Annotated in this window: 20 protein-coding genes; 5 read left to right on the forward strand and 15 right to left on the reverse strand. The window is 72.6% G+C overall.

The features are described from left to right. Positions 1-74: 74 nt before the first annotated feature. The 10 genes from CR165_RS03705 to CR165_RS03750 form a co-directional block, all read right to left on the reverse strand. The gene (locus CR165_RS03705; protein ID WP_245906094.1) at positions 75-1,475 is read right to left on the reverse strand and encodes a formate dehydrogenase subunit gamma; all 1,401 of its coding nucleotides are present in this window, start codon (positions 1,473-1,475) and stop codon (positions 75-77) included. Continuing rightward, positions 1,475-2,071, reverse strand: a complete 597-nt coding sequence (fdh3B, locus tag CR165_RS03710) for a formate dehydrogenase FDH3 subunit beta (protein ID WP_109515621.1) — start codon at positions 2,069-2,071, stop codon at positions 1,475-1,477. Before fdh3B ends, CR165_RS03705 begins: the two co-directional genes overlap by 1 nt. Positions 2,072-2,088: 17 nt before the next feature. Then, positions 2,089-4,983 (reverse strand): formate dehydrogenase subunit alpha, encoded by a 2,895-nt coding sequence (locus tag CR165_RS03715; RefSeq protein ID WP_109515622.1) that lies wholly within the window; start codon positions 4,981-4,983, stop codon positions 2,089-2,091. A gap of 24 nt (positions 4,984-5,007) precedes the next feature. Beyond that, entirely contained in the window at positions 5,008-5,220 is a 213-nt protein-coding gene (locus tag CR165_RS03720) for a twin-arginine translocation signal domain-containing protein (RefSeq protein ID WP_109515623.1), read from the reverse strand. A 23-nt stretch (positions 5,221-5,243) separates the two neighbouring features. Continuing rightward, positions 5,244-5,849 carry a TorD/DmsD family molecular chaperone gene (locus tag CR165_RS03725; protein WP_109515624.1) on the reverse strand — a complete coding sequence of 202 codons (606 nt, stop codon included), beginning with the start codon at positions 5,847-5,849 and terminating at the stop codon, positions 5,244-5,246. A gap of 147 nt (positions 5,850-5,996) precedes the next feature. Next, the gene (locus CR165_RS25345) at positions 5,997-6,761 is read right to left on the reverse strand and encodes a DUF3306 domain-containing protein (RefSeq protein WP_219929675.1); all 765 of its coding nucleotides are present in this window, start codon (positions 6,759-6,761) and stop codon (positions 5,997-5,999) included. Then, positions 6,758-7,285, reverse strand: coding sequence for a DUF3305 domain-containing protein (locus CR165_RS03735; protein ID WP_109515625.1), 528 nt, complete (start codon positions 7,283-7,285; stop codon positions 6,758-6,760). Before CR165_RS03735 ends, CR165_RS25345 begins: the two co-directional genes overlap by 4 nt. A 7-nt stretch (positions 7,286-7,292) precedes the next feature. Next, positions 7,293-8,318: a DUF6352 family protein gene (locus CR165_RS03740; protein ID WP_109515626.1), complete on the reverse strand. Its 1,026-nt coding sequence runs from the start codon at positions 8,316-8,318 to the stop codon at positions 7,293-7,295. 34 nt (positions 8,319-8,352) lie between these two features. Continuing rightward, positions 8,353-8,904 (reverse strand): DUF6505 family protein, encoded by a 552-nt coding sequence (locus tag CR165_RS03745; RefSeq protein WP_109515627.1) that lies wholly within the window; start codon positions 8,902-8,904, stop codon positions 8,353-8,355. After that, positions 8,901-9,590, reverse strand: coding sequence for a biotin/lipoate--protein ligase family protein (locus CR165_RS03750; RefSeq protein WP_109515628.1), 690 nt, complete (start codon positions 9,588-9,590; stop codon positions 8,901-8,903). Before CR165_RS03750 ends, CR165_RS03745 begins: the two co-directional genes overlap by 4 nt. A 101-nt stretch (positions 9,591-9,691) precedes the next feature. Here CR165_RS03750 and CR165_RS03755 point away from each other — a divergent pair, with 101 nt between their 5' ends. Beyond that, a complete protein-coding gene (locus CR165_RS03755) occupies positions 9,692-11,737 on the forward strand; it encodes a 4Fe-4S dicluster domain-containing protein (protein ID WP_109515629.1) in 2,046 nt (681 codons plus the stop codon). 7 nt (positions 11,738-11,744) lie between these two features. On the opposite strand, the gene CR165_RS03760 is transcribed toward CR165_RS03755, so the two are convergent. The 4 genes from CR165_RS03760 to CR165_RS03775 all read right to left on the reverse strand — a co-directional run bounded on the left by CR165_RS03760 (position 11,745) and on the right by CR165_RS03775 (position 16,928). Next, entirely contained in the window at positions 11,745-12,275 is a 531-nt protein-coding gene (locus CR165_RS03760; protein ID WP_109515630.1) for a hypothetical protein, read from the reverse strand. Beyond that, positions 12,272-14,092, reverse strand: coding sequence for a transglycosylase domain-containing protein (locus CR165_RS03765; protein WP_109515631.1), 1,821 nt, complete (start codon positions 14,090-14,092; stop codon positions 12,272-12,274). The genes CR165_RS03760 and CR165_RS03765 overlap by 4 nt, the downstream gene beginning before the upstream one ends. A 119-nt stretch (positions 14,093-14,211) precedes the next feature. Continuing rightward, positions 14,212-16,287, reverse strand: coding sequence for a glycerophosphodiester phosphodiesterase family protein (locus CR165_RS25940; RefSeq protein WP_281262092.1), 2,076 nt, complete (start codon positions 16,285-16,287; stop codon positions 14,212-14,214). A 218-nt stretch (positions 16,288-16,505) separates the two neighbouring features. Then, positions 16,506-16,928: a DUF3830 family protein gene (locus CR165_RS03775; protein WP_109515632.1), complete on the reverse strand. Its 423-nt coding sequence runs from the start codon at positions 16,926-16,928 to the stop codon at positions 16,506-16,508. A gap of 143 nt (positions 16,929-17,071) precedes the next feature. Here CR165_RS03775 and CR165_RS03780 point away from each other — a divergent pair, with 143 nt between their 5' ends. Then, positions 17,072-17,731 (forward strand): glutathione S-transferase family protein, encoded by a 660-nt coding sequence (locus tag CR165_RS03780; protein WP_109515633.1) that lies wholly within the window; start codon positions 17,072-17,074, stop codon positions 17,729-17,731. Positions 17,732-17,779: 48 nt separating this feature from the next. On the opposite strand, the gene CR165_RS03785 is transcribed toward CR165_RS03780, so the two are convergent. Next, on the reverse strand, positions 17,780-18,634 hold the full coding sequence (locus CR165_RS03785) for a prephenate dehydratase (RefSeq protein ID WP_109515634.1): 855 nt from the start codon (positions 18,632-18,634) through the stop codon (positions 17,780-17,782). A gap of 214 nt (positions 18,635-18,848) precedes the next feature. Here CR165_RS03785 and CR165_RS03790 point away from each other — a divergent pair, with 214 nt between their 5' ends. The 3 genes from CR165_RS03790 (at position 18,849) to CR165_RS03800 (ending at position 22,163) form a co-directional block, all read left to right on the forward strand. Next, entirely contained in the window at positions 18,849-19,385 is a 537-nt protein-coding gene (locus tag CR165_RS03790) for a c-type cytochrome (RefSeq protein ID WP_109515635.1), read from the forward strand. Beyond that, a complete protein-coding gene (gene hisN, locus CR165_RS03795; protein WP_181377990.1) occupies positions 19,385-20,155 on the forward strand; it encodes a histidinol-phosphatase in 771 nt (256 codons plus the stop codon). Before CR165_RS03790 ends, hisN begins: the two co-directional genes overlap by 1 nt. A 115-nt stretch (positions 20,156-20,270) precedes the next feature. Next, complete coding sequence (locus CR165_RS03800) at positions 20,271-22,163, forward strand: extracellular solute-binding protein (protein ID WP_109515937.1); 1,893 nt, start codon at positions 20,271-20,273, stop codon at positions 22,161-22,163. The last annotated feature ends 100 nt before the right edge of the window (positions 22,164-22,263 follow it).

The following is a 22,263-nucleotide window of genomic DNA, read 5'->3' on the forward strand; positions in this document are numbered from 1 at the left end:
CTTATCCGGGGCGGCGGGCAAAAAAAAGCCGGGGGAATGGAATTCCCCCGGCCCTGCGGTTCTTTCCGGCCGCCTCAGTCGGCGCCGGCGGGGCGCGTGGCGGGCTCGGGCCGCACGGATTCATGCGCCCGCTTCAGCTCGTCATCCACCCACATGCTGTGGTGCTCGCGGGCCCAGTTGTAGTCCACCTTGCCGCTGCCCATGGCGCTGAAGGCGCCCTCCATGCCCAGGCTGCCGATGTAGATATGCGCCAGCATGGCCGCGATCATCAGCATCGACAGCACGCTGTGCAGCATGTGGCCGATCTGCTGGCCCTCGATGTTCAGGACGAAGAAGGGGAACATCAGCAGGAAGCCGGAGGCCGCGACCGCGCCGCCGCCCAGCACCGTGATCCAGAACACCGCCTTCTGCCCGCCGTTGAAGCGCCCGGCCTGCGGGTGCGCATCGCCGATGAAGCCGCCGCCATTCTTCAGCCAGACCCAGTCCAGCTTGTTCGGGATGTTGTCCCGCACCCAGAGCGCCAGCAGCCCGAGGACGCCCAGGGTGAAGGGGAAGGCCAGGAAGTTGTGGGCGATCTTGCCGAGCTCGGAGACGGTGGTGAAGGCCTCCGGCCCGATCACCGGCCGCAGCAGGTGCCGGCCATAGACCAGGTTGAGCCCGGAGAGCGCCAGCACGATGAAGGTGCTGGCCGTCAGCCAGTGCAGCGAGCGCTCCAGGAAGTTGAAGCGCTGCATGGTGCGGCCGGAGGGGCCGTGGCGCATGCGGATGCGCCCGCGCACCAGGAAGAACAGCGCCAGCACCGCCAGCACCCCGAGGATGGCGACGCCGCCGATCCACATCATGGTGCTGTTGCGGAAGGCCCGCCAGTCCCGCCCTTCCGGCTGCACCAGCACGGCCAGCTTGTCGTCCGGGATGCTGACGATGCCGGTGATGCGCCGGCCGGTCAGCGCGCTCTGCAGCTCCAGCTCCTCGGCGGAGAGGTTGCGGTTGCCCAGCGGCGGCGGGGCCGGGATGGGCTGCACCGGCGTCGGCGCCACCTGCGGCTGGGGCGCGGCCGGCGTGCCGGTGGGCTGCTCCGGGTCGGCGCTGTTCGGCACCTGCCGCTGCCCGGTCTCGCCGGCGCTCTGCACCTCGGGCACCGGGGCCTGTACCTCCGAGGAGCCCTGCGGCGGGCCGGCGCCATCGTCCTGGGGCAGCTGCTGCTGCGTCTGGGAGGCGGGCGGCAGGGCCTGGCGCACCTGCGGGTCGGTGGTGGTGCGCGCGGCGGCGCCGGCATCGGCCGGGGCCTGCGGCTGCGCCCCGGTCTGTGGCTGCGCCGGCGCTGGCGCCTGCGGCTGGGCCGGGGCGGGCGGCGCTTCCGCCGCCGGAGCCGCAGCAGGCGGCGCCTCGGCCGCCGGGGCCTGGGCAAGGGCCGGCGCGCCCAGCAGGGGCGCGGCGGCGGCCAGGGCGATCAGCGTGGAACGGAGCATGCTCATCAGACGTCCACCGTCTCGCGATAGGCGGTGCGCCAGCCCCAGGCACCGCTGCCATAGCCGCGCTTCTGCACCCGCTCCTTGTAGATGGAGGCGATGATGTCGCCATCGCCCGCCATCAGCGAGCGGGTGGAGCACATCTCGGCGCAGAGCGGCAGCTTGCCCTCGGCGATGCGGTTGGCGCCGTACTGCGCGTATTCCGCCGCCGTGTTGTCCTGCTGCGGGCCGCCGGCGCAGTAGGTGCACTTGTCCATCTTGCCGCGCCCGCCGAAATTCCCGACCTTCGGGTATTGCGGGGCGCCGAAGGGGCAGGCGTAGAAGCAGTAGCCGCAGCCGATGCACAGGTCCTTGTCGTGCAGCACGATGGCATCCGCCGTCGTGTAGAAGCACGAGACGGGGCAGACGGCGGCGCAGGGCGCGTCCGTGCAGTGCATGCAGGCCATTGAGATCGAGCGCTCGCCCGCCTTGCCGTCATTGATGGTGACGACGCGGCGGCGGTTGATGCCCCAGGGCACCTCGTTCTCGTTCTTGCAGGCGGTGACGCAGGCGTTGCACTCGATGCAACGGTCGCTGTCACAGAGGAATTTCATGCGGGCCATGGATCAATTCCTCCCTGTCACGCGCCGCGGATCTGGCAGAGCGTGACCTTGGTTTCCTGCATCGCGGTCACCGGGTCGTAGCCATAGGTTGTCACGGTATTCACGCTCTCGCCGAGCACGATGGGGTCGGTCCCCGGCGGGTAGTAGCCGCGCCGGTCCTCGCCCTGGTACCAGCCGCCGAAGTGGAAGGGCATGAAGGCCACCCCCTTGGCGACACGGTCGGTCACCAGGGCCTTCACCCGCACCTTGGCGCTGTTCTCCACGCCGTCCACCCAGACCATCTGGCCGGGCTTGATGCCGCGCGCCTCCGCATCCGCCGGGTTGATCTCGACGAACATGTCCTGCTGCAGCTCGGCCAGCCAGCGGTTGGAGCGCGTCTCCTCGCCGCCGCCCTCGTACTCCACCAGCCGGCCGGAGGTCAGCACGATGGGGAAGGAGGTCGCCAGGCTGTAGGAGCGCGCCTGCACGCTCTTGGCCAGGTGCGGCAAGCGGAAAGTGCGCCGGTCGTCGATCGCGGGGTAGTCGGCGATCAGGTCGGTGCGCGGGGTGTAGATCGGCTCGCGGTGCACCGGCACCGGGTCGGGCAGGTTCCAGGCATTGGCGCGGGCCTTGCCGTTGCCGGAGGGCTGGCAGCCATGCTCCAGCGCCACGCGGATGATGCCGAAGGACAGGTCGGTCGACCAGGAGACGCGGTCCGGATTGTCGCCGCCCACCCGGGCGATGATCTCCTTCTCCTGCGCCGTCAGCTCGTCGTACCAGCCCAGGCGCTTCAGCACGGCCACGGTGAACTCCGGGTAGCCGTCCGTCAGCTCCGAGCCCTTGGAATAGGACCTCTCGGCCAGCAGCGTCTTGCCCTCGCGCTCCACGCCCCAGCGTGCGCGGAAGCAGCCGCCGCCTTCCTTCACGTGCAGGTTGGTGTTGTAGAGGATGTGCGTGCCGGGGTGCTTCATCTCCGGCGTGCCCCAGCAGGGCCAGGGCAGGCCATAGACCTCGCCCTCCACCGGGGAGCCGGGGCGGCCGCGCAGCGTTACCAGGTCGAAATCCTCCTGGCGCTGCATGTGCAGCTTCAGCCGCTCGGGCGACTGGCCAGAATAGCCCGTGGAGATGGCGCCGCGGTTGAACTCGCGGGTGATGCTCTCGGCGACGGGCTGCGTGCCCTTCACCTCGATCGACTTGAACATCTCCTGGGCGAAGCCGAACTTCCGCGCCAGCAGGTAGAGTAGCTCGTAGTCGTTCTTGCACTCGAAGATCGGGTCGACGATCTTGGAGCCCCACTGCAGCGAGCGGTTGGAGGCGGTGCGGCTGCCATCGCACTCGAACTGCGTCGAGATCGGCAGCAGGTAGGTGTTGTCGCGCCGGTTCGACATGCTGGAGAGGTTGGTCGGGTGCGGATCGGCCACCACGAGCAGCTCGAGCGCATCCATGCCCTTGATCGCCTCGGGCATGCGGCTGACGGTGTTGCCGCCATGGCCGATGGCGATGAAGGCCTTCACCGTATCCGGCTGCGACAGCTGGTCCTTCGGCAGCAGCACGGCGTCGAACCAGCGCGTGGTGGGGATGCCGGGCGTCTCCATCAGCGCCTTGCTGGCGAAGCGCTGCACCATCCACTCATAGGGCACGTCCCACACCCGGCACCAGTGGCGCCAGGCCGCCTCGTCCAGCCCGTAATAGGCCGGCAGGGTGGTGACATCGAGGCCGAAATCCGTCGCGCCCTGCACGTTGGTGTGGCCGCGGTAGATGTTGGCGCCGGTGCCGGGCCGGCCCATGTTGCCGGTGGCCAGCAGCAGGATGGTGAAGGCGCGCACATTGGCGGTGCCCACGGTCTTCTGCGTGGCGCCCATGCACCAGATCAGCGTGGCCGGCTTCTGGGTGGCGAAGATCTGCGCCACCTTCTTCAGCTGGGCCTCGGGCACGCCGGTGACGCGCTCGACCTCGCGCGGGTTCCACTTGGCGACCTCCTTGCGGACGTCGTCCATGCCGAACACCCGCTGGGCGATGAACTCCTTGTCCTCCCACCCGTTCTCGAAGATATGCCAGAGCATGCCCCAGATGATGGGGATGTCGGTGCCGGGGCGGATGCGGACATACTCGGTGGCGTGCGCCGCCGTGCGGGTGAAGCGCGGATCGATGACGATCACGTTCGCGCGGTTCTGCTCCTTGCCCGCCAGCATGTGCTGCATCGAGATCGGGTGCGCTTCCGCCGGGTTGCCGCCCATGATGATCATGGTGCGCGCGTTGCGCGTGTCGTTGTAGCTGTTGGTCTGGGCGCCGTAGCCCATGACGTTGGAGACGCCGGCCACGGTGGTCGAGTGGCAGATGCGCGCCTGGTGGTCGATCGTGTTGCTGCCCCAGAATGCGGCGAACTTCCGCATCAGGTAGGCGCCCTCGTTGCTGAACTTGGCGCTGCCCAGCCAGTAGACCGAATCGGGGCCGGATTTCTGCCGGATCTCCAGCAGCTTGTCGCCGATCTCCTCGATCGCCTGCTCCCAGGAGACGCGCTGCCACTGCCCGTCCACCAGCTTCATCGGGTATTTCAGCCGGCGGTCGCCATGCACCAGCTCACGCACCGAGGCGCCCTTGGCGCAATGCGTGCCGCGGTTGATCGGGCTCTCGAAGGCCGGCTCCTGCCCGACCCAGACGCCGTTCTGCACCTCCGCCACGACCGTGCAGCCCACCGAGCAATGGGTGCAGATGTTCTTGATGCGCTGGATCGGCTGGCTGAAGTTGGTCGGGCCGGCGGCGGCCGGGCGCGCGGTGGTCAGGCCGAAGCTGCCCAGCGCCGCCAGCCCGGCGCCGCCGAGGCCCGCCTGCCGCAGGAAGCTGCGCCGGTCCATCCCGCCGGCGGAGAGACCCTGATAGGTGGAGGAAAGCCGCTGACGGGCGGCCTTCCCCTCGCTGCGCTTGATCAGCATGGGGCGTCCCTTCCCTGTCCCGTCTCAGTAGCGGTTGGTGCGGTAGAAGGCCTTGACGTGGTCGGTCTCGCGATAGCGCGCCGCCACCTTCTCGACCTCCGTCTCCTTGCGCGGGCGCGGCGCCTGCGCCTGCGCGGCGGCGGGAGCGGCGGCCGCCGCGGCGGCGCCCCCGGCCAGGCCCAGCGTCTTCAGGAAGCCGCGCCGCTCCGCCACCTTGTTCTCGTTCCCGTCGTGCATCGCCGCGCTCCTTGGTCTTGTCTTTATGCCGGCAGCCCGGCCGCCGTCGCCTCGATCTCCATCGCCGCGCGTCCCAGCGCGCCGACGGCCCGGTAGAACTGCGCCGCCTCGGCCGCCTGCAGGTCGGCGAAGCAGCGCGTGGCCCAGGGCTGCACGTGGCGGGTGAAGAAGCCGGCGGCTTCCTCCGGCCCGGCGGGGAACACCCCCGCGATCAGCCCGGCCATGGTCTCGCAGAGAAACCCCAGATGGTCCTCCGGTTCCGCCACGCCGGGCGCGCGCTCGACGCCAAGCTGGCCCAGCGTGGCGCGCAGCTCGGCCAGCGGGCGCTCATGCAGGAAGCCGGTGAGGTAGTAGGAGGCGAAGGGCAGCAGCTCCCCGCGCCCGACGCCGATGAACAACGCATGGTACTCGCGCTCCGCCTGCGCCGGGTCGGTCTGCCGCGCCGCCTCGGCCAGCTGGCCGTAGGCATCGCCCAGCACGCTGCCCGCCTCGCCGCGCAGCGCGCGCAGATTGGCCAGCAGCGCGCCATCCGGCGGCGCCACCAGCAGCCGCCCCAGCAGGGCGAACAGCCGGGCGCGCTCCAGCTCCAGCAGATCGAGGGCGGCGGTCGGCGAGACCGGGGTGGTCATGCGTCGGGCGGTCCGATGGTCAGAGGTTTTGAACGGCAGCCGGCCGCTCCGCGAAGAGAGGCCATATACCATTCTGACTCATCCGGTCGGTTATGAGCAAGTATCCGGCTCAGACACCATTTGAGAACTATTCTCAATTACTGCTTTCTATTGTGGAACGGCCCCGCCATGCCGGCGGCGGGCCGGCAGCGCAGCCTCGGCCGGTGCAGTCTCGCCCGGCCCAGCCTCGCCCGCTGCGGTCTCGCCCGCTGCCGTCACGGCCGGCGCGGCCTCCGGCAGCGGGCTGAGCCGCAGCGGCGTCAGCGGCGCGGAAGCCAGAGACGGGAGCGGCGGCGCGCCTTCCAGGGGGCCGTCCAAGGAGCCGTCCACGGGACCCTCCATGGGGCCTTCCGCCACAGCCGCCTCGCCGGCTGGGCTTCCCTGCGGCGCGCCCGCCTCCGCATCCTCGGCGGCGGCCTCGTCCTCCTCCGGCTCGGGCGGGGCGCCGATCGCCTGCGCCAGCAGCTTGCGCAGGTTGCCGCCCAGCTCCGGCGAGAAGCCGGGCACCCCGTCGGCGGCATTGAAATCCCACGCATAGTCGGCGGGGCCGACGAAGTCGCGTATGCCGGGGTCGAGCGACCACATCCGCCGCAGCGCCGCCTGCCGCAGCAATGCCGGCACGTTGGGTTTGAGGAAGGCGGTGAAGTCGCTCTCCGGCCCCAGGCTTTCCAGCGGCGGCAGGCTGGCGGGGTCGAACGCGTCCGCCGCCGCGGCCGGATCAGGCCCAACGGCGGGAAAAGCGGCAGGCGGAACGGCGGACGGGGCGGCGGGCATGGGCGCCGCCCTGCCCGGCGCCGGCGGTTCCGGCGCGGCCTCCGGCTCCACGCCGCGCTTGCGGCGGGACCAGCGGCTGAGGAAGCCCTCGCCGCTCACCGCTCCCCTCCCCCCGTCCGGCCGCCCGGCGCGCGGCGGGCCAGTGCCTCCGGGTCGGCCCGGTCGCGCTGCCGCTTCGAGAAGCCGCGCTCGCGGTGGTGGCGGGCCACATACGCCTCCAGCGGCCCGTGCAGGAAGGCCGGCAGCCTCAGGCTCTCCAGCGTGTCGTTGCCGACATCGGCGTAGAGATGCGCCTCGCCCGGGTCGATCGTCACCAGGTGCAGCGCCATGCCCGGCTCGCCGGCAGCGGGGCGCAGCACCACCCACAGCCGGGGGTCCTCGCTCTCCAGGTTGCTCAGGTAGTTGCTGGTGTCGGTCGGGTGCAGCGCCACCGCGGCATGGCCGGCCAGGAACAGGGCGCGCCCCTCCTCCTGCCGCAGCAGCGTCCAGGGCGGCACATCGGGCGCCTCCGCCAGCACCTCCACGACGCGCCAGGACCAGTCCGCCCAGGGGCTGGACGAGGGCCGCCGCTCGGCGATGACGGCGACGCGGATGTGCAGGCTGTCGGGCGTGTCGGTCAGCATCGGGGCCTCACAGCGCCGCCTCGGCGGCGATCAGCGGCAGGCCGGTGGCCAGGTTCTGCGGCTTCATGCGCACCAGCTTGGCCGGGTTCATCGCCAGCGCCAGGTAGACGGGGCGGCCGGCCAGGCGCGGCAGCACGCGCGTCGTCTCGCGGAACTCCAGCACGCCGAGCCAGAGGATGCGCGCCAGCCGCTCCTGCGCCACCGCCTGCCCGTTCCAGAGGTCGTTGGCGATGCCGGTGGCCTCGCTGTCCAGCCCCACATGCCAGGACCAGTCTGCATCCTCGATCAGCCGGGTGGGGCGGATCGTCACCTCCTCGCCCAGCACGTGCCGGATGAAGCGCTCCAGCGCGCGGGCCAGGCCCTGCTGGCCGGGGCGGCCCTCGGCGATGTCGAGCGCGTAGTCATGCGCGTCGGAGCGGGCGGCATAGGCGGCCGGGTCGGCCTCGCCCAGCACGTCCAGCTCCACCTCGCGCGGGGTGGCGCCGGCCTCGGTCAGCAGCCGGCCCAGCGCGCCGAGGTCGCCATCCGCCGCGCGGGCGGCCACCACCTCCTCGTCGGCCAGCAGCAGCGCGCCCTGGTGGATGGCGGCGCGCTGCGGGCGAAAGAGGCATTCGGCGGCGCGCAGCGCATAGGCATCCGCCTCCCCCTCCATCGCCGCGCGGGCGATGAGCTGGGTCAGCATCTGCAGGAACAGCGGCGGCACGCCCGCCACGCCCTCGCGATAGAGCGCCAGCCAGGCGGCCTCCAGCGTGGGGTGGGCCATCACCCGGTCGCGGAACGTGAGAAAGACCTGCCAGTTCTCGGCCGCGTCCGGGTCGGCCAGCGCCGCCAGGGTGGCGGGCGCCACCGGGTGCAGCGGCTCCGCCAGCAGCGCCGCGTGCAGGGCGCGCTCGGCGCCGCAGGCCTCCTCCGGCGGCACCAGCTCGGGGCGGGCGAGGAAGGCGCGCCAGAGGTCCGGCGTCGGGACCAGGCGCCCCGCCTCGTCGCGGTCGCAGAGCTGGTGGCCGGAGGCGATCCAGAAATCAGGGGTCATGCGCCATTACCAGAACGGGAAAGGGAAGCGCGGGTCATCCGCGCCGGGGAAGGGCGGCGAGGTCCACCGCCTCGGGCTCCTCCCCCTCCACCTCGACGATGCCGAACACCGGCAGGCTGCCGAAATCGCTGTGCGGCGTCTCGCGCCGGTGCAGGGTGCGGAAGCGCTCGCGCACCTCTCCGCCCTCCACCGCGCGGGCGAGCGCCAGCACCGTGCCGGGCGGGTGGCCGCAGAGCGATTCGGCGAAGGCCAGCTCCTCCTCGGCGGCGGCGCGGGCGGCGGCCTCGTCCGGCGCGCCATAGGCGGCGCGGATCCGCGCGGCCAGGGTCGCCACCGCCGCGGCGCGCTCGGCCGGCGTGGCCTCGGCCACCTCCACCAGGGTGGAGAAGCCGAAGCTGCCGAGGCCGAGGAAGCCGGCGCGGAATTCCTGCCGCCGCTTGCCGGCGAGCGCGGCCGGGTCCTCGTCCCAGAAGTCGAAGCCACCGGGCACGGCCCACTCCCCCGGCGCGGCGGCGCGGGAGAACACCACCGTGTCGGACGGGTCGAGCCGCAGCGTGCGCGGCAGGAAGGTGCGGCGCGGGGTCATGCGGCCTCCAGCGGGCGGCGCTCATCGGCCGCGCCCTCGCGGCGCAGCAGCAGCGCACCGGTGGCGGGGTCGAGGCCGCGCCGCGCGCCCTCCATCCACTCCTCCACCTCCAGCCGCGCCAGCACCCGCTCGGCCATGGCGCGGAAGCCGCGCGACTGCCATTCGGAGAGGCCCGCCATCAGGTGCCGCGCCCAGGCGGCCACCAGCTCCCCGGGTGGAATCTCCAGGAAGCCCTCCTCGGCCAGCGCGGTGCGGCCGGGGTCGCGGCCGGGCTCATACCCCTCCGGGTGGCGCCAGGCCAGGCGGATACCCACCACCAGCCAGTCCGGCACCGCCTCCTCCGGCAGGCCGGGCGGCGCGCCGAGGAAGGCCTCGCCCACCTGCGCGCCGTTCAGCACGATGCCGGCGGGCCAGCGCAGCGTCACCGGGATCTCGGGCGGGCCGAGCACCACCAGCGCATCGGCGGCGGCGCTGGCGGCCGCCAGCAGGCCCGCGCGGGCGGCGGCGAGGCTCTCCTCCGGCTCCAGCACCAGCGCGGCCTCGATGCGGTCCGGCGCCGCCAGCCAGGGCAGCAGCCCGCCACCCCGCTCCGGCGCCAACGCCATGGCCCGGGCGCGCGCATCCTCGTCCGGCGCCAGCTTCAGCGGGGCGAACAGGCTGGGCAGGGGCGGCAATCCTTCGTGCATTCTGGGTGCTCTTCCCTCGTCATCCGGCATCCGCGTGGATATATGCGCTTCGGCCCGCGCCGGGACAGCCGACGGGAAAATTACTGCGGGCAGGAGAATTCATGACACATCCGGCCAACACCCCCGCCTCTCCCCGCGGCCGCACCGTCTTCGCCTGCAGCTGCGAGGACACCATGGTGCTGGACGAGGGCGCGCTGGCGCGGGGCTGCGGCGGGCGGCTGCGCACCGCCGAGCAGCTCTGCCGCGCCCAGCTGGACCGCTTCATGGCGGCGCTGGGCGAAGGCGACGTGACGGTGGGCTGCACCCAGGAGGCGCCGCTGTTCCGCCAGGAGGCGGAGGCCGCCGGCCATGCCGGCGCGCTGGACTTCGCCAATGTGCGCGAGCAGGCCGGCTGGTCGCGGGAGGGTGCGCAGGCCGGGCCGAAGATGGCCGCCCTGCTGGCCGCCGCCGCCGTGCCGATGCCCGCCACCCCCCTGGTGCCGCTGGAGAGCCAGGGCGTGACGCTGATCCTGGGCCGCGACGAGGCGGCCCTCGACTTGGCCGAGCGGCTGAAGGACCGGCTCGACATCACCGTGCTGCTGACCGGCGAGGCCGAGGTGGCGCCCCGCCCGCAGGCCGAATACCCCGTGCTGCGCGGCCGCGCCCGCAGCGCCACCGGCTGGCTCGGGCATTTCGCCGTCGCCATCGACGGCTACGCGGCGGCCGCCCCCTCCTCCCGCGCCGCCTATCGCTGGGGCGCGCCGCGCGACGGCGCCGCCAGCGAATGCGACATCCTGATCGACCTCACCGGCCGTGCGCCGCTCTTCCCGACGCACGAGGTGCGGCAGGGCTACCTGCGCGCCGCGCCGGGCGACGCGGTGGCGCTGGAACGCATCACCCGCGAGGCGGGCGAGCTGGTCGGGCAGTTCGACAAGCCGCGCTTCATCCGCTTCGACGCCGGGCTCTGCGCGCATTCGCGCAACAAGCGCACCGGCTGCACCCGCTGCCTCGACCTCTGCCCCACCGGCGCCATCACCCCCTCCGCCAAGGGGCACTGGGACAGCGTGGCGATCAGCGCCGAGATCTGCGCCGGCTGCGGCGCCTGCGCCGCCATCTGCCCGACCGGCGCCGCGCAGTACGACCTGCCGCCGACGGATGCGGTGCTGCGCCGCATCCGCGCCCTGCTGCTGGCCTACCGCGCGGCGGGCGGCCAGGCCCCCACCCTGCTGCTGCACGAGGCGGCGGGCGAGGCGATGATCGACGCCCTCTCCCGCCACGGCCCCGGCCTGCCGGCGCATGTGCTGCCACTGCGGCTGCACGCCGTGACGGCGGCCGACCTCGCCCTGCTGGTGGCGCCCTTCGCCTGGGGCGCGTCGGACGTGCAGCTGCTGCTGCCGGCCCGCCGGCCGCACGGCGCCGAGGGCGTGCTGCGCAATGTGGACTATGCCGAGGCGGCGCTCGCGGGCCTCGGCCTGCCGCATGCCCCCGGCGTGATCGAGACGGACGACCCGTTCACCCTCGCGGAGATGCTGGCCGCCGCGCCGCGCCCGGCGCCTGCCGCGCGGGCGGAGTTCCTGCCGCTCGGCGCCCCGCGCGAGATCCTGAGGACGGCGCTCTCCGCGCTGCGCGCGGCGGCGGAGGCGGCGCCGGCGGTGATCCCGATGCCGGAGGCGGCGCCCTTCGGCGCGGCGCATGTGGCGGTGGAGGGCTGCACCCTCTGCCTCGCCTGCACCATGGTCTGCCCCACCGGCGCCTTCGCCGCCAATCCGGAGCGGCCGGAGCTGTCCTTCCTGGAGGATGCCTGCGTGCAGTGCGGCCTCTGCGCCAACACCTGCCCGGAGAAGGTCATCAGCCTGGAGCCGCGGCTGGACCTGCGGCCGGAGGCGGCGCAGCGCCAGGTGGTGAAGCAGGAGGCGCCGGCCATCTGCCCGTCCTGCGCCAAGGCCTTCGGCACCCGCGCCTCGATCGACCGGGTGAAGGAGCGGCTGCGCGCCGGCGGCCACTGGATGTTCACCGACCCGGCGCGGCTGGCGATGCTCGACCTGTGCGAGGATTGCCGCGTCTCGGCCGCCACCAACAGCCAGATCGACCCCTATGCCAGCACCGCCCGCCCGCGCCCGATGACCACCGAGGACTATCTGCGGGAGGGTGGCCCGGAGGAGGGCTGAGGCCGCCTCAGCCCAGGACGATGCGGGTGGCGCCGTCCTGGCTGCTGGCCTGCAGCCCGAGCTCGGCCAGTGCCTCCAGCGCTCCCTCCGGCGCCGGCCAGTTCACCTCGATGGCGCTGCCATCCAGCCGCAGCAGGGGCGGCTGGCCGGGCGGCAGGCCGCGCGCGCCGGCGGTCAGGTCCAGCAGGGCGAGGTCCACCTCCGGCCGGGGCGGCGCGATGGTGGCGGTGGCCAGCACCTCCACCTTCAGCGGCTTGCCGACGGCCAGGGCCAGCACCGGCCGCACCGCCTCCAGGAACTTGCCGGAATCCACCTGCCCTTCCTCATGCGGGCGGCCGAGGCGCAGATAGGCGCGGATCAGCGCCTCCATCTCCCGCGCCCCCTGCAGTGCGCGGCCGAGGCGCACCGCGTTGCGCTCCTCCGGTGGCAGCGTGGCCTGCACGGCCTCCAGATTGGCCTGCAACACCATGTAGAGGTTGTTCATGGCGTGCTGCATCGGGCGAGCCAGGCCAGCCAGGCGGGCGGGGGCGTCGGTCATGGAAGTCCTTCCTCCACGATATCGCGGAACAGTTGTGCCGGCAGGGTGCCGCCGCGGACGTCGTCCATCGGCCGGGCGTCGTCATTGCCCAGCCAGACGCCGATGACCAGGGGGGGCGCAAGCCCAATGAACCAGGCATCGCGGAATTCCTGCGTTGTACCGGTCTTGCCTCCCACAACCTTACCCGGCACGAGGGCGGCGCGGCCGGTGCCGCGCGCCACCACGGCGCCGAGCATGCGCCGCATCATCGCCGCGTGCTCGGCCGAGAGCACGCGCTGCGGCGCGGTGCGCGGCACGGCCAGGAGGCGGTGGGCCGATTCGGCGCGCGCCACGCCATAGGGCTCCACCCGCAGGCCGCCATTGCCGAAGGCGGCATAGGCGGCGACGAGGTCGATCAGCGTGGCCTCCGCCGTGCCCAGCGCCAGCGAGGCATTGTCCGGGAACGGTCCGCGCAGCCCGAGTCGGCGCGCCACCCCGGCCACATCGCGGGCGCCGCCGGCGCGCAGCAGCACCCGCACGGCGGCGGTGTTGACGCTGTGCGCCAGTGCCTCCTCCAGCGAGATCTCGCCGCGGCCACGCCAGGCGCCGTTGCGCGGCGACCAGCCGGCCAGCGTCAGCGGCGCGTCGGAGACCTCCTCCTCCGGCGTGGCGCCCGCCTCCAGCGCCGCCAGCCAGACGATGGGCTTGAACACCGAGCCCGGCTGCCGCCGCGCGGTGACGGCGCGGTTGAAGGGGCTGGCGCGGTAGCTGCGGCCGCCGGCCATGGCACGCACCGCGCCATCGCGCAGGTCGAGCGCCAGCACGGCGCCCTGCCCCACCCCCGCCGCCGCGCCGGGGCCGGCCAGCAGCGCCTCCAGCCGCGCCTCCACCGCCGCCTGCAGCCGCAGGTCCAGCGTGGTGCGCAACACCAGGTCGCCGGCGCCGGGGTAGTGCTCGGCCAGGTCGTCCTGCACCCAGTCGGAGAACCAGCCGGAATCGCCGGAGGGGCGGCGCGGCAGGGCCATGCGCTCGGCCTCCTGCGCGGCGCGGCGGGCGGTGATGAGGCCCACCTCGGCCATGGCCTCCAGCACCTCGGCGCCGCGGCGGATGGCGGCGTCCGGCGCGCTGCGCGGGTTGAGGCGGGAGGGCGCCTTGGGCAGCCCGGCCAGGATCGCCGCCTGCCAGAGCGAGACGCGCCGCGCCGGCACGCCGAAATAGAGCCGCGCCGCCGCATCCACCCCATAGGCGCCGCCGCCGAGATAGACGCGGTTGAGGTAGATCTCCAGCAGCTGGTCCTTGCTGAAGCGCCGCTCCAGCCACAGCGCCAGAATCGCCTCCTGCACCTTGCGGCGCAGGCTGCGCTCGGGCGTCAGGAACAGGTTCTTGGCCAGTTGCTGCGTCAGGGTGGAGCCGCCCTGCACCACCCGGCCAGCGCGCAGGTTGGCGACGAGCGCGCGCGCCAGCCCGACCGGGTCCAGGCCGAAATGCTCGCGGAAGCGCCGGTCCTCCACCGCCATCAGCGCGCCGGGCAGGTAGGCGGGCAGGTCGTCCAGCCGCACCACCTCGCCATACAGGTCGCCGGCGGTGGAGAGCAGGCGGCCATCGGCGGCCTCCAGCGTCACGGAGGGGCGGCGCGTGGTGGCCAGCGCCTCCTCCGGCCGCGGCAGGTCCCAGGCGAAGTAGAGCAGCAGGGCGGCGCCGGCGAAGCCCAGCCAGACCAGCAGCACCAGCAGCCGGCCGAGCCAACGCCCCAGGCCGCCGCGCTGGCGCGGCCGGGCGGCGGCGGAGGGGGAAGGCGGCGGCGCGGCGCGGCCACCACGCGCCGGAGAGCGGGCCATGCGGCGCTCTCTAGACCGGATCGCGCCATGGCTCCAACCGAAAGGCAGCCACGGTCACGCTTTGGAAAACAGCGCCTTGGCCGGGGGAAAGCCATGCCCCCGGCCACTCCTCCGCGCCCTCAGTCGAGCAGGCCGGGCTCCGGCAGGCGGCCCTCGGCGGCGCCGAACTGCAGGAAGTGCAGCAGCGGGTTCACGCCCGCCTCGGCCACATCCGGGTTCGCCGCCAGATAGGCCGCGGCGTCGAAGCCGCCGAAGCTCTCGCGCCCCTCGGCGAAGCCATGCAGCAGGTAGTGCATCATCGGGTCCATGCCGGCCCCGGCGACGTCGGCATGGGCCTCGAGATAGGCGCCGGCATCGAAGAAGCCGTTCGGGTCGCGGCCCTCGGCCCGGCCATGCTGCTCGTAATGCGCGCGGGCGGAGAGGCCGGAGCGCGCCACATCGGCGTTGGCCAGCATGTAGAAGGCGGCGTCGAACCCATCCGCCGCCACCGTGCCGATGGCGGCGGTGGCGGCGCGGCCCTCGGCCTGGCCATGCGCCAGGTAGTGCTCCAGCGGGTTCAGCCCGGCTTCCGCCACATCGGCGTTGCGCGCCAGGTAGGCCTCGCCGTCGAAGCCGGCGGAGGGGTCGCGGCCCTCCTTCCAGCCGAACTCGCGGTAGTGTTGCAGCGGGCTCGCCCCCGCCGCCGCCACGTCCGGGTTGGCGGCCAGATAGGCCCCGGTGTCGAACAGCGCGTTCGGGTCGCGCCCCTCGCGCCAGCCGGTGTTCTCGTAATGCGCCTTCAGGTCCACCCCGGCCGCCCAGACATCGGGGTTGGCCATGGCGTAGGCGAGGCTGTCGAACAGCGCGTCGCCATCGTCGAGGCGCAGCAGGCCGTCGGCGAAGAGCAGGCGCTCGACGGAGAGCAGCGTGGTGGCGCCGGCCGGGCCGGTCAGCACCAGAGCCTCGCCCTCGCGCGCCACGGCGTGGTCGGCCAGGCGGCCGGAGAGGATGGCGGTGTCGGTGCCCTCGCCGCCTTCCAGCCGGTTGCCGCCGGGGCCGCCGATCAGCGTGTCGTTGCCATCTCCGCCCGTCAGCGCATCGTCGCCGGCACCGCCGAAGAGGATGTCGTCCCCCGCGCCGCCATCGAGGAAGTCGATGCCGTCCGTGCCCTGCAGGATGTCGTTGCCCTCGGTGCCGTCGCTGGCCAGGTGGTCGGCCACCGCCTCCAGGCCGAGATCGGGCTGGTCGGTGAAGAAGCCGTCCACGCCGAGCTCAATCAGCAGCCGCATCTCGTCCTGGGCCGAGAGCGGGGTGCCGTCCACGCCCAGCACCAGGAAGGGCTCCTCGGCGCGCACGGTGTAGGGAATGACCTTCAGCCCCAGCGAATGCGCGTTCTCCACCAGCGGCCGCACCTCGCCGGTGAGCTGGCGGGCGATCAGCGCCACGCCGTCGCCATCGCCATCCACGGGCGTGATGGCGCGGCGCAGCAGGATGGCGTCCTTGCTGGGCCCGACGATGTCGGCATAGCGGGCGATCTCGGTCAGCGCCTCGACCGTGTAGGAATTGCCGAGCTGGACGATCTGGAAGTCCACCCCGGCGCCGGGCATGATCTCGTCGTTCAGGCGGATCAGGTTGGCGGTCTCGAAGGACTGGACGAACACCCGCTCGCGGTCGGTGAAGCCGAGCGCCACGAGCTGCTCGACCAGCATGGCGCTGGTGTCGAGGCCGATCGACTCGAAGAAGGACGGGCTCTTGGTCTCCGGCGCGATGGCGATCTTGCGGCCGGTCTCCGCCTCCACCTGGCGGACCAGGGCGATGATCTCCGCCAGCGTCGGGATCTCGAACCGGCCGTCATAGCTGGCGCTCTCGGGCCGCACCTCGCCGAGCCGCTCCTTGGCGCGCAGCGTCTTCAGCTCGGCCAGGGTGAAGTCCTCGGTGAACCAGTTGGTCACCGCGCGGCCGCCGATCGTCTTGGTGACGAGGCGGTCGGCGAATTCCGGCAGATCGGCGACGTTGGTGGTGTCGGACAGGGTGTGCTCGTGGCGGGCCACCAGCACGCCGTCCTTGGTGGAGACGAGATCGGGCTCGATGACGCTGACGCCCATCTCGATCGCCAGCCTGTAGGCTTCCAGCGTGTGCTCGGGGCGGTACCCGCTGGCGCCGCGATGGGCGATGACGACCGGCGGCTGGCCGTCCAGCGTGGCGAAACTGACCATGGTTCCCGGCTTCCTCTCGATGCGGACTCTTGGCATGGAAGGCCGGGGCGGCGATGGCGGCACGCTCTTCCGGGCGGAGCCAGCGCCGCCCGGCACATCTCATGCCCGGCCATAGAAGCCAGCAATGACAGGCGGATGAGTATCAGATTACGCGAAGGTTAAACGAGGCCGGGGCGGGGGCCGTCCTCCGGCCTCCCGCGGTCTGCAGAAAGCCGGCCTCAGGGGGCGCGGAAGGTGATCGGCTTGTTGCCGTCCCACAGCACGGAGCGGCAGACATCGGCCAGCCGGTCCAGCCCGTCCTGGATGGTCAGGAAGTGGTTGCCGGCGAGCTGGCCGGCCTTGCTGGCGAAGCAGCAGGGGCCGTAGGCCACCAGGATCTCGGTCTCGGACACGCCGCTGATCTGGCCGGGGTGGACGATGACCTGGCCGGGGGCGGGGTAGGAGGTGGCGTTCTCGTAGCCGATCGAGAGGTCGCGCTCGCCCATCGGGATCCAGCACGCCTCGCCGGACCAGCGGACATGGATGATGCGGTCCTGGTAGGGCAGGAGCTGGCGGAAGCGGGCCACGGTCCTGGGCGCCGCGGCTTCCTCGAAGCGGGCCTGGAAGATCTCTCCCCCGATGTCGATGACGATGTCGGCCACTCTGCTCTCCTCCTGCGCGGGCGGCCGGTCTGGCCACCTGGGGCAGCCTGTGTGGCCCAGCCCTCCGCCCCGGAACAAGGGGGGAGATTGCGGCCCGGGCGCGGCTGGCGCAGGCTGCGCGGCCTTTTCGGGAGAGAACGAGCATGGCGTTGAAGATCTATGGCGTGTCCCGCTCGCGGGCGACGCGCCCGCTCTGGCTGGCGCGCGAGCTGGGGCTGGAATACGAGCAGGTGCCGGTCATCCAGTCCTACCGCCTGCCGGACCCGGCGGCGCCGGACGCGCCGCTGAACACCGCCTCCCCCGCCTTTCTGGCCATCAACCCGAACGGGCAGGTGCCGTCGATCGACGATGGCGGCTTCGTCCTGCACGAGTCGCTGGCCATCACCCTCTATCTGGCGCGCAAGCATGGCGGCCCGCTGGCGCCGCGCGACGCGCGGGAGGAGGCGCTGATGACCATGTGGTCGCTCTGGGCCGCGACCAATGTGGAGGACAACGCGCTGCAGGTGATGATGCACCTGCCCGCCGCCGCGCCGAAGCACGACGCCGCCCGCGCCCAGGCCGCCGTGGCGGCGCTGCGCCGCCCCTTCGCCGCGCTGGAGCGGGGCCTGCAGGCGGGCGGCGGCCACCTGGTCGGCGGCCGCTTCACCGTGGCGGACCTGAACGTGGCCGAGGTGGTGCGCTATGCCCAGCCGGCGAAGGAACTGTTCGCGGAATTCCCCGCCGTGCAGTCCTGGATCGCCGCCTGCCAGTCCCGCCCCGCCTTCCAGGCGATGATGGCCGAGCGGGAGAAGGAGCCCGCCTGAGCGGCCGGCGGCGGAAAGGCCGGGGGGAGGCGCCCCCCGGCCTTTCCCTCAATCCGCCTGCGCCATCTGGCCGAGCCGGTAGGGATGCGCCGGGTAGGAGCCCAGCACGCGCAGCTCGCGCGAGAAGAAGGCCAGCTCCTCCAGCGCGCGCTTCAGCCCGGGGTGCTCCGGGTGGCCATCGACGTCGCAGAGGAACTGGGTGGCGGTGAAGTGGCCGTCGAGCATGTAGCTCTCCAGCTTGGTCATGTTCACGCCGTTGGTGGCGAAGCCGCCCAGCGCCTTGTAGAGCGCCGCCGGAATGTTGCGCACCCGGAAGACGAAGGTGGTGACGGTGTTCACCGCATCCACCGCCGGCGGCGCCGGCTGGCGGGACATGACGTAGAAGCGGGTGGTGTTGTGTGCCGCGTCCTCGACGTTGCGCAGCAGGATCTCCAGCCCGTAGATCTCGCCGGCCAGCGAGGAGGCGATGGCGGCGTCCTCCAGGCTCGGCTTCTCGGCCAGCAGCTTGGCGGCGCCGGCGGTGTCGGCCTCGATCACCGGCTCCAGCCCGCGGTCGCGCAGCAGGTTCAGCACCTGCCCGAGCGCCACCGGGTGGCTGTGGGCGCGCTTCAGCCCTTCCAGCGTGGCGCCCTTGTGCGCCAGCAGGCAGTGCTCCACGCGCTGGTAGTGCTCGCCCACCACGAACAGGCCGGAATCGGGCAGCATGCGGTGGATGTCCGGCACCCGCCCGGCCAGCGAGTTCTCGCAGGGCAGCATGGCCAGCGCCGCACGCCCCTCGCGCACCGCCGCCATGGCCGCCTCGAAGCTCGGGCAGGGTAGGGTCGTCCAGCCGGGATAGGCGCTGCGGCAGGCGAGGTCCGAATAGGCGCCGGGCATGCCCTGGAAGGCGATCACACCACTCATCTCGTTCTTCTCGATCCGTCCTCGGTGTGGCGGCCGCGCCGGCGGAGGCCGGCGGCGGTGTTTGCCGTCGCATCGGCGTGGGGCTACGGGTTGAAGCGCCCGCTCTCTGCCACTATGGTCCGGGCGCTTCTAGTCGAGCCCTGGTTCCTGCGCAAACCAGCCGGGGCTTATCGGAGCGAGTCGCTTCGCATTTCTCGATGGATGGATCGGCAGCATGAGCTTGGAGGTCAACAAGGCGTTCGCGGCCGTCCTTACCGCCGGGATCGCCTTCATGGTGGCCGGCGTGGTGGGTGATGTGGTCGTGCACCCGAAGCGCCTCGACAAGGTGGCCATCGCCATCGAGGGCGCCCCGGAGCCGGGCGCCGAGTCCGCTCCCGCCGCCCCGCAGGTCGAGGACGTGACGCCGCTGCTGGCCGCCGCCAACCCCGAGGCCGGGCAGCAGCTGGCCGGCCGGCTCTGCGCCGCCTGCCACAGCTTCGACCAGGGCGGCGCCAACAAGGTGGGTCCGAACCTCTACGGCGTGGTCGGCAACCACCACGCCCACCTGGACAACTTCAACTATTCCCCGGCGCTGAAGGGCCTCGCCGAGAAGCCGTGGGACTACGCGGCGCTGAACGAGTTCCTGGCCGGCCCGGCGCGCGCCATCCGCGGCACGCGCATGGCCTTCGCCGGCATCCGCGACGTGAAGCAGCGCGCCGACGTCATCGCCTATCTCCGCACGCTGTCGCCGAACCCGCAGCCCCTCCCCTGATGCGGGACATGATCGCGGCGGCCGAAGCGGCCGCCGAGGCGGCGGGGGCGGTCATCCGCCCCCTTTTCCGTTCAGCCCTGCTGGTCGAGGCGAAGGGCGACGCCAGCCCCGTCACCGAGGCCGACAAGGCCGCCGAGCGCCAGATCCGCGCCCTGCTGGCCGAACGCTTCCCCGACCATGGCCTGATCGGCGAGGAATATGGCGCCGAGCGGGCGGATGCCGAATGGGTCTGGGTGATCGACCCGATCGACGGCACCCGCGCCTTCGTCACCGGCCGGCCCGTCTTCGGCAGCCTGATCGGGCTGATGCACCGCGGCCGCCCCGTGCTGGGGCTGATCGACCAGCCCGCCACCGGCGAGCGCTGGATCGGCGCCGCCGGCCAGCCGCTGATGTTCCGCGGCCCGATGGGCGGCAACCCGCGCACCCGGAGCTGCGCCCGCCTGGCCGAGGCGGAGCTCTCCTGCACCAGCCCGGACATGTTCACCGAGAGCGAGGCGCCGCGCTTCGCCCGGCTGCGCGCCGCCGCCCGCCGCGTCACCTGGGGCGGCGACTGCTACGCCTATGGCCTGCTGGCGCTGGGGCTGATCGACGTCATCGTCGAATCGGACCTCAAGCCGTGGGACTGGGTGGCGCTGCAGCCCGTCATCGAGGCCGCCGGCGGCAGCATGACCGACTGGTCCGGCCAGCCCCTGCGGCTGGATGGCCCCGGCCAGGCCCTGGCGCTGGGCGACCGCGCATTGCTGGACGAGGCGGTGCGGCTGCTGGGGTGAGGCACCGGGGAAGCCGGCGCCTCCCGTCCGGGGCGCGGGAAACCGTCATGTTGCAAATCGCAAGCCCGGCGACACGGCAGTTGTCCTGGCGCGGCCGAACGCTCATCCTATGCCCATGCGCCGCCGCCATCTGATCGCTTCCGGCCTCGCCCTCGCCACGGGCCCTGTCCTCTCCCGCGCCTGGGCCCAGCAGGGCGCGGGGGCCGCCGCGGTGCCGGCGCCGCCAGGAACAGCCGAGGCACCGCAGCCGCCACGCCGCACCCATGCCCTCTCCCTGCTGGGGGAGCCGGCCCTGCCGGCGGAGTTCACCCACTGGCCCTGGGTGAACCCCGAGGCGCCGAAGGGCGGCCGCATGGCGCTGACCGCCATTGGCAGCTTCGACTCCTTCAACCCCTACATCCTGCGCGGCGCCCCGGCCGCCGGCACCAGCCTGATCTACGACACGCTGATGATGCCGAGCCCGGACGAGGCCAGCACCGAATACGCCCATCTCGCGCAATGGGTGGAGCTGCCGCGCGACGGCCGCGGCATCACCTTCGTGCTGAACGAGGCGGCGCGCTGGCATGACGGCCAGCCCGTCACCGCGCAGGACGTGGTCTGGACCTTCAACACGCTGCGGCAGAGCGGCCGCCCCTTCTACCGCGCCTACTGGGGCGACGTGACGGAGGTGGCGGCGGAGGATGCGCGCCGCATCGTCTTCCGCTTCGGCAACGCCGACAACCGCGAGCTGGGGCAGATCCTCGGCCAGATGCCGGTGCTGCCGCGCCACTGGTGGGAGGGCAAGGACTTCGCCCAACCCGGCCTGACCGTGCCGCTCGGCTCCGGCCCCTACCGGATCGAGGGCTTCGAGCCGGGGCGCAGCGTCACCTACCGCCGCGTGGCCGACTACTGGGGGCGCGACCTGCCCACCCGCCGCGGCACGCAGAACTTCGATGTCATGCGCTACGACTACTTCCGCGACGCCACCGTGGCGCTGGAGGCCTTCAAGGCCGGGCAGATCGACCTGCGGGTGGAGAACGTGGCGAAGGAATGGGCCACGGGCTACGACTTCCCCGCCGCCCGGCGCGGCCTGGTGAAGCGCGAGGAGATCCGCCACGAGTTGCCCACCGGCATGCAGGGCTTCGCCATGAACCTGCGCCGGCCGCTCTTCCAGGACCGACGGGTGCGCGAGGCGCTGGGGCTGGTGTTCGACTTCGAGTGGATGAACGCCAACCTGTTCTACGGCAGCTACACGCGCACCACCTCCTACTTCTCCAATTCCGAGCTGGCGGCCACCGGCCTGCCCTCCGAGGGGGAGCTGATGGTGCTCTCCGCCTTCCGTGGCCGGCTGCCGGAGGCGGTGTTCACCACCGAGTTCCGCGTCCCCGCCTCGGATGGCAGCAACAACAACCGCGAGAATGCCCGCCGCGCCCTCGCCCTGCTGCGCGAGGCCGGCTGGACGGTGAAGGAGCGCCGCCTCGTCAACGAGAAGGGCGAGCCCTTCAGCTTCGAGATCCTGCTCAACAGCGCCACCTTCGAGCGCGTGGCCCTGCCCTACATCCAGGCGCTGCAGCGCCTCGGCATCGAGGCGCGGGTCCGCACCGTCGATCCCGCCCAGTACCAGGTGCGGATGGACGCCTTCGACTACGACATGACGGTGGAGCTGTTCCCGCAGAGCCTCTCCCCCGGCAACGAGCAGCGCGATTTCTGGGGCTCGGAGAAGGCGAAGGAGAATGGCAGCCGCAACACCATCGGCATCGCCGACCCGATCGTCGACGCGCTGGTGGAGCTGATCGTCGCGGCGCCCGACCGGCAGGCGCTGATCGACCGCACCCGCGCGCTCGACCGCGTGCTGCTCTGGGGGCACTACGTCATTCCGCACTGGCACAGCCGCAGCTTCCGCGTGGCCTGGTGGGACAAGTTCGGGCGGCCGGAGCGCAACCCGCGCTACGCCCTCGACCTTCAGGCCTGGTGGGTGGAGGCGGCCAAGGACCGCGCGCTGCCGGCGGACCGGAACGTGGCGAACTGAGGTCAGAGGCGGGGGAAGGAATTCCCCCGCACCCCCATCTTTTTTCTGCTAGCTGCCGGTCACGGCTCAAACGGGGTCACGGGGAACATCATGCGCGCGC

This window comes from Teichococcus aestuarii, assembly GCF_003116135.1.
GTDB classification, from domain to species: Bacteria; Pseudomonadota; Alphaproteobacteria; order Acetobacterales; family Acetobacteraceae; genus Pseudoroseomonas; species Pseudoroseomonas aestuarii.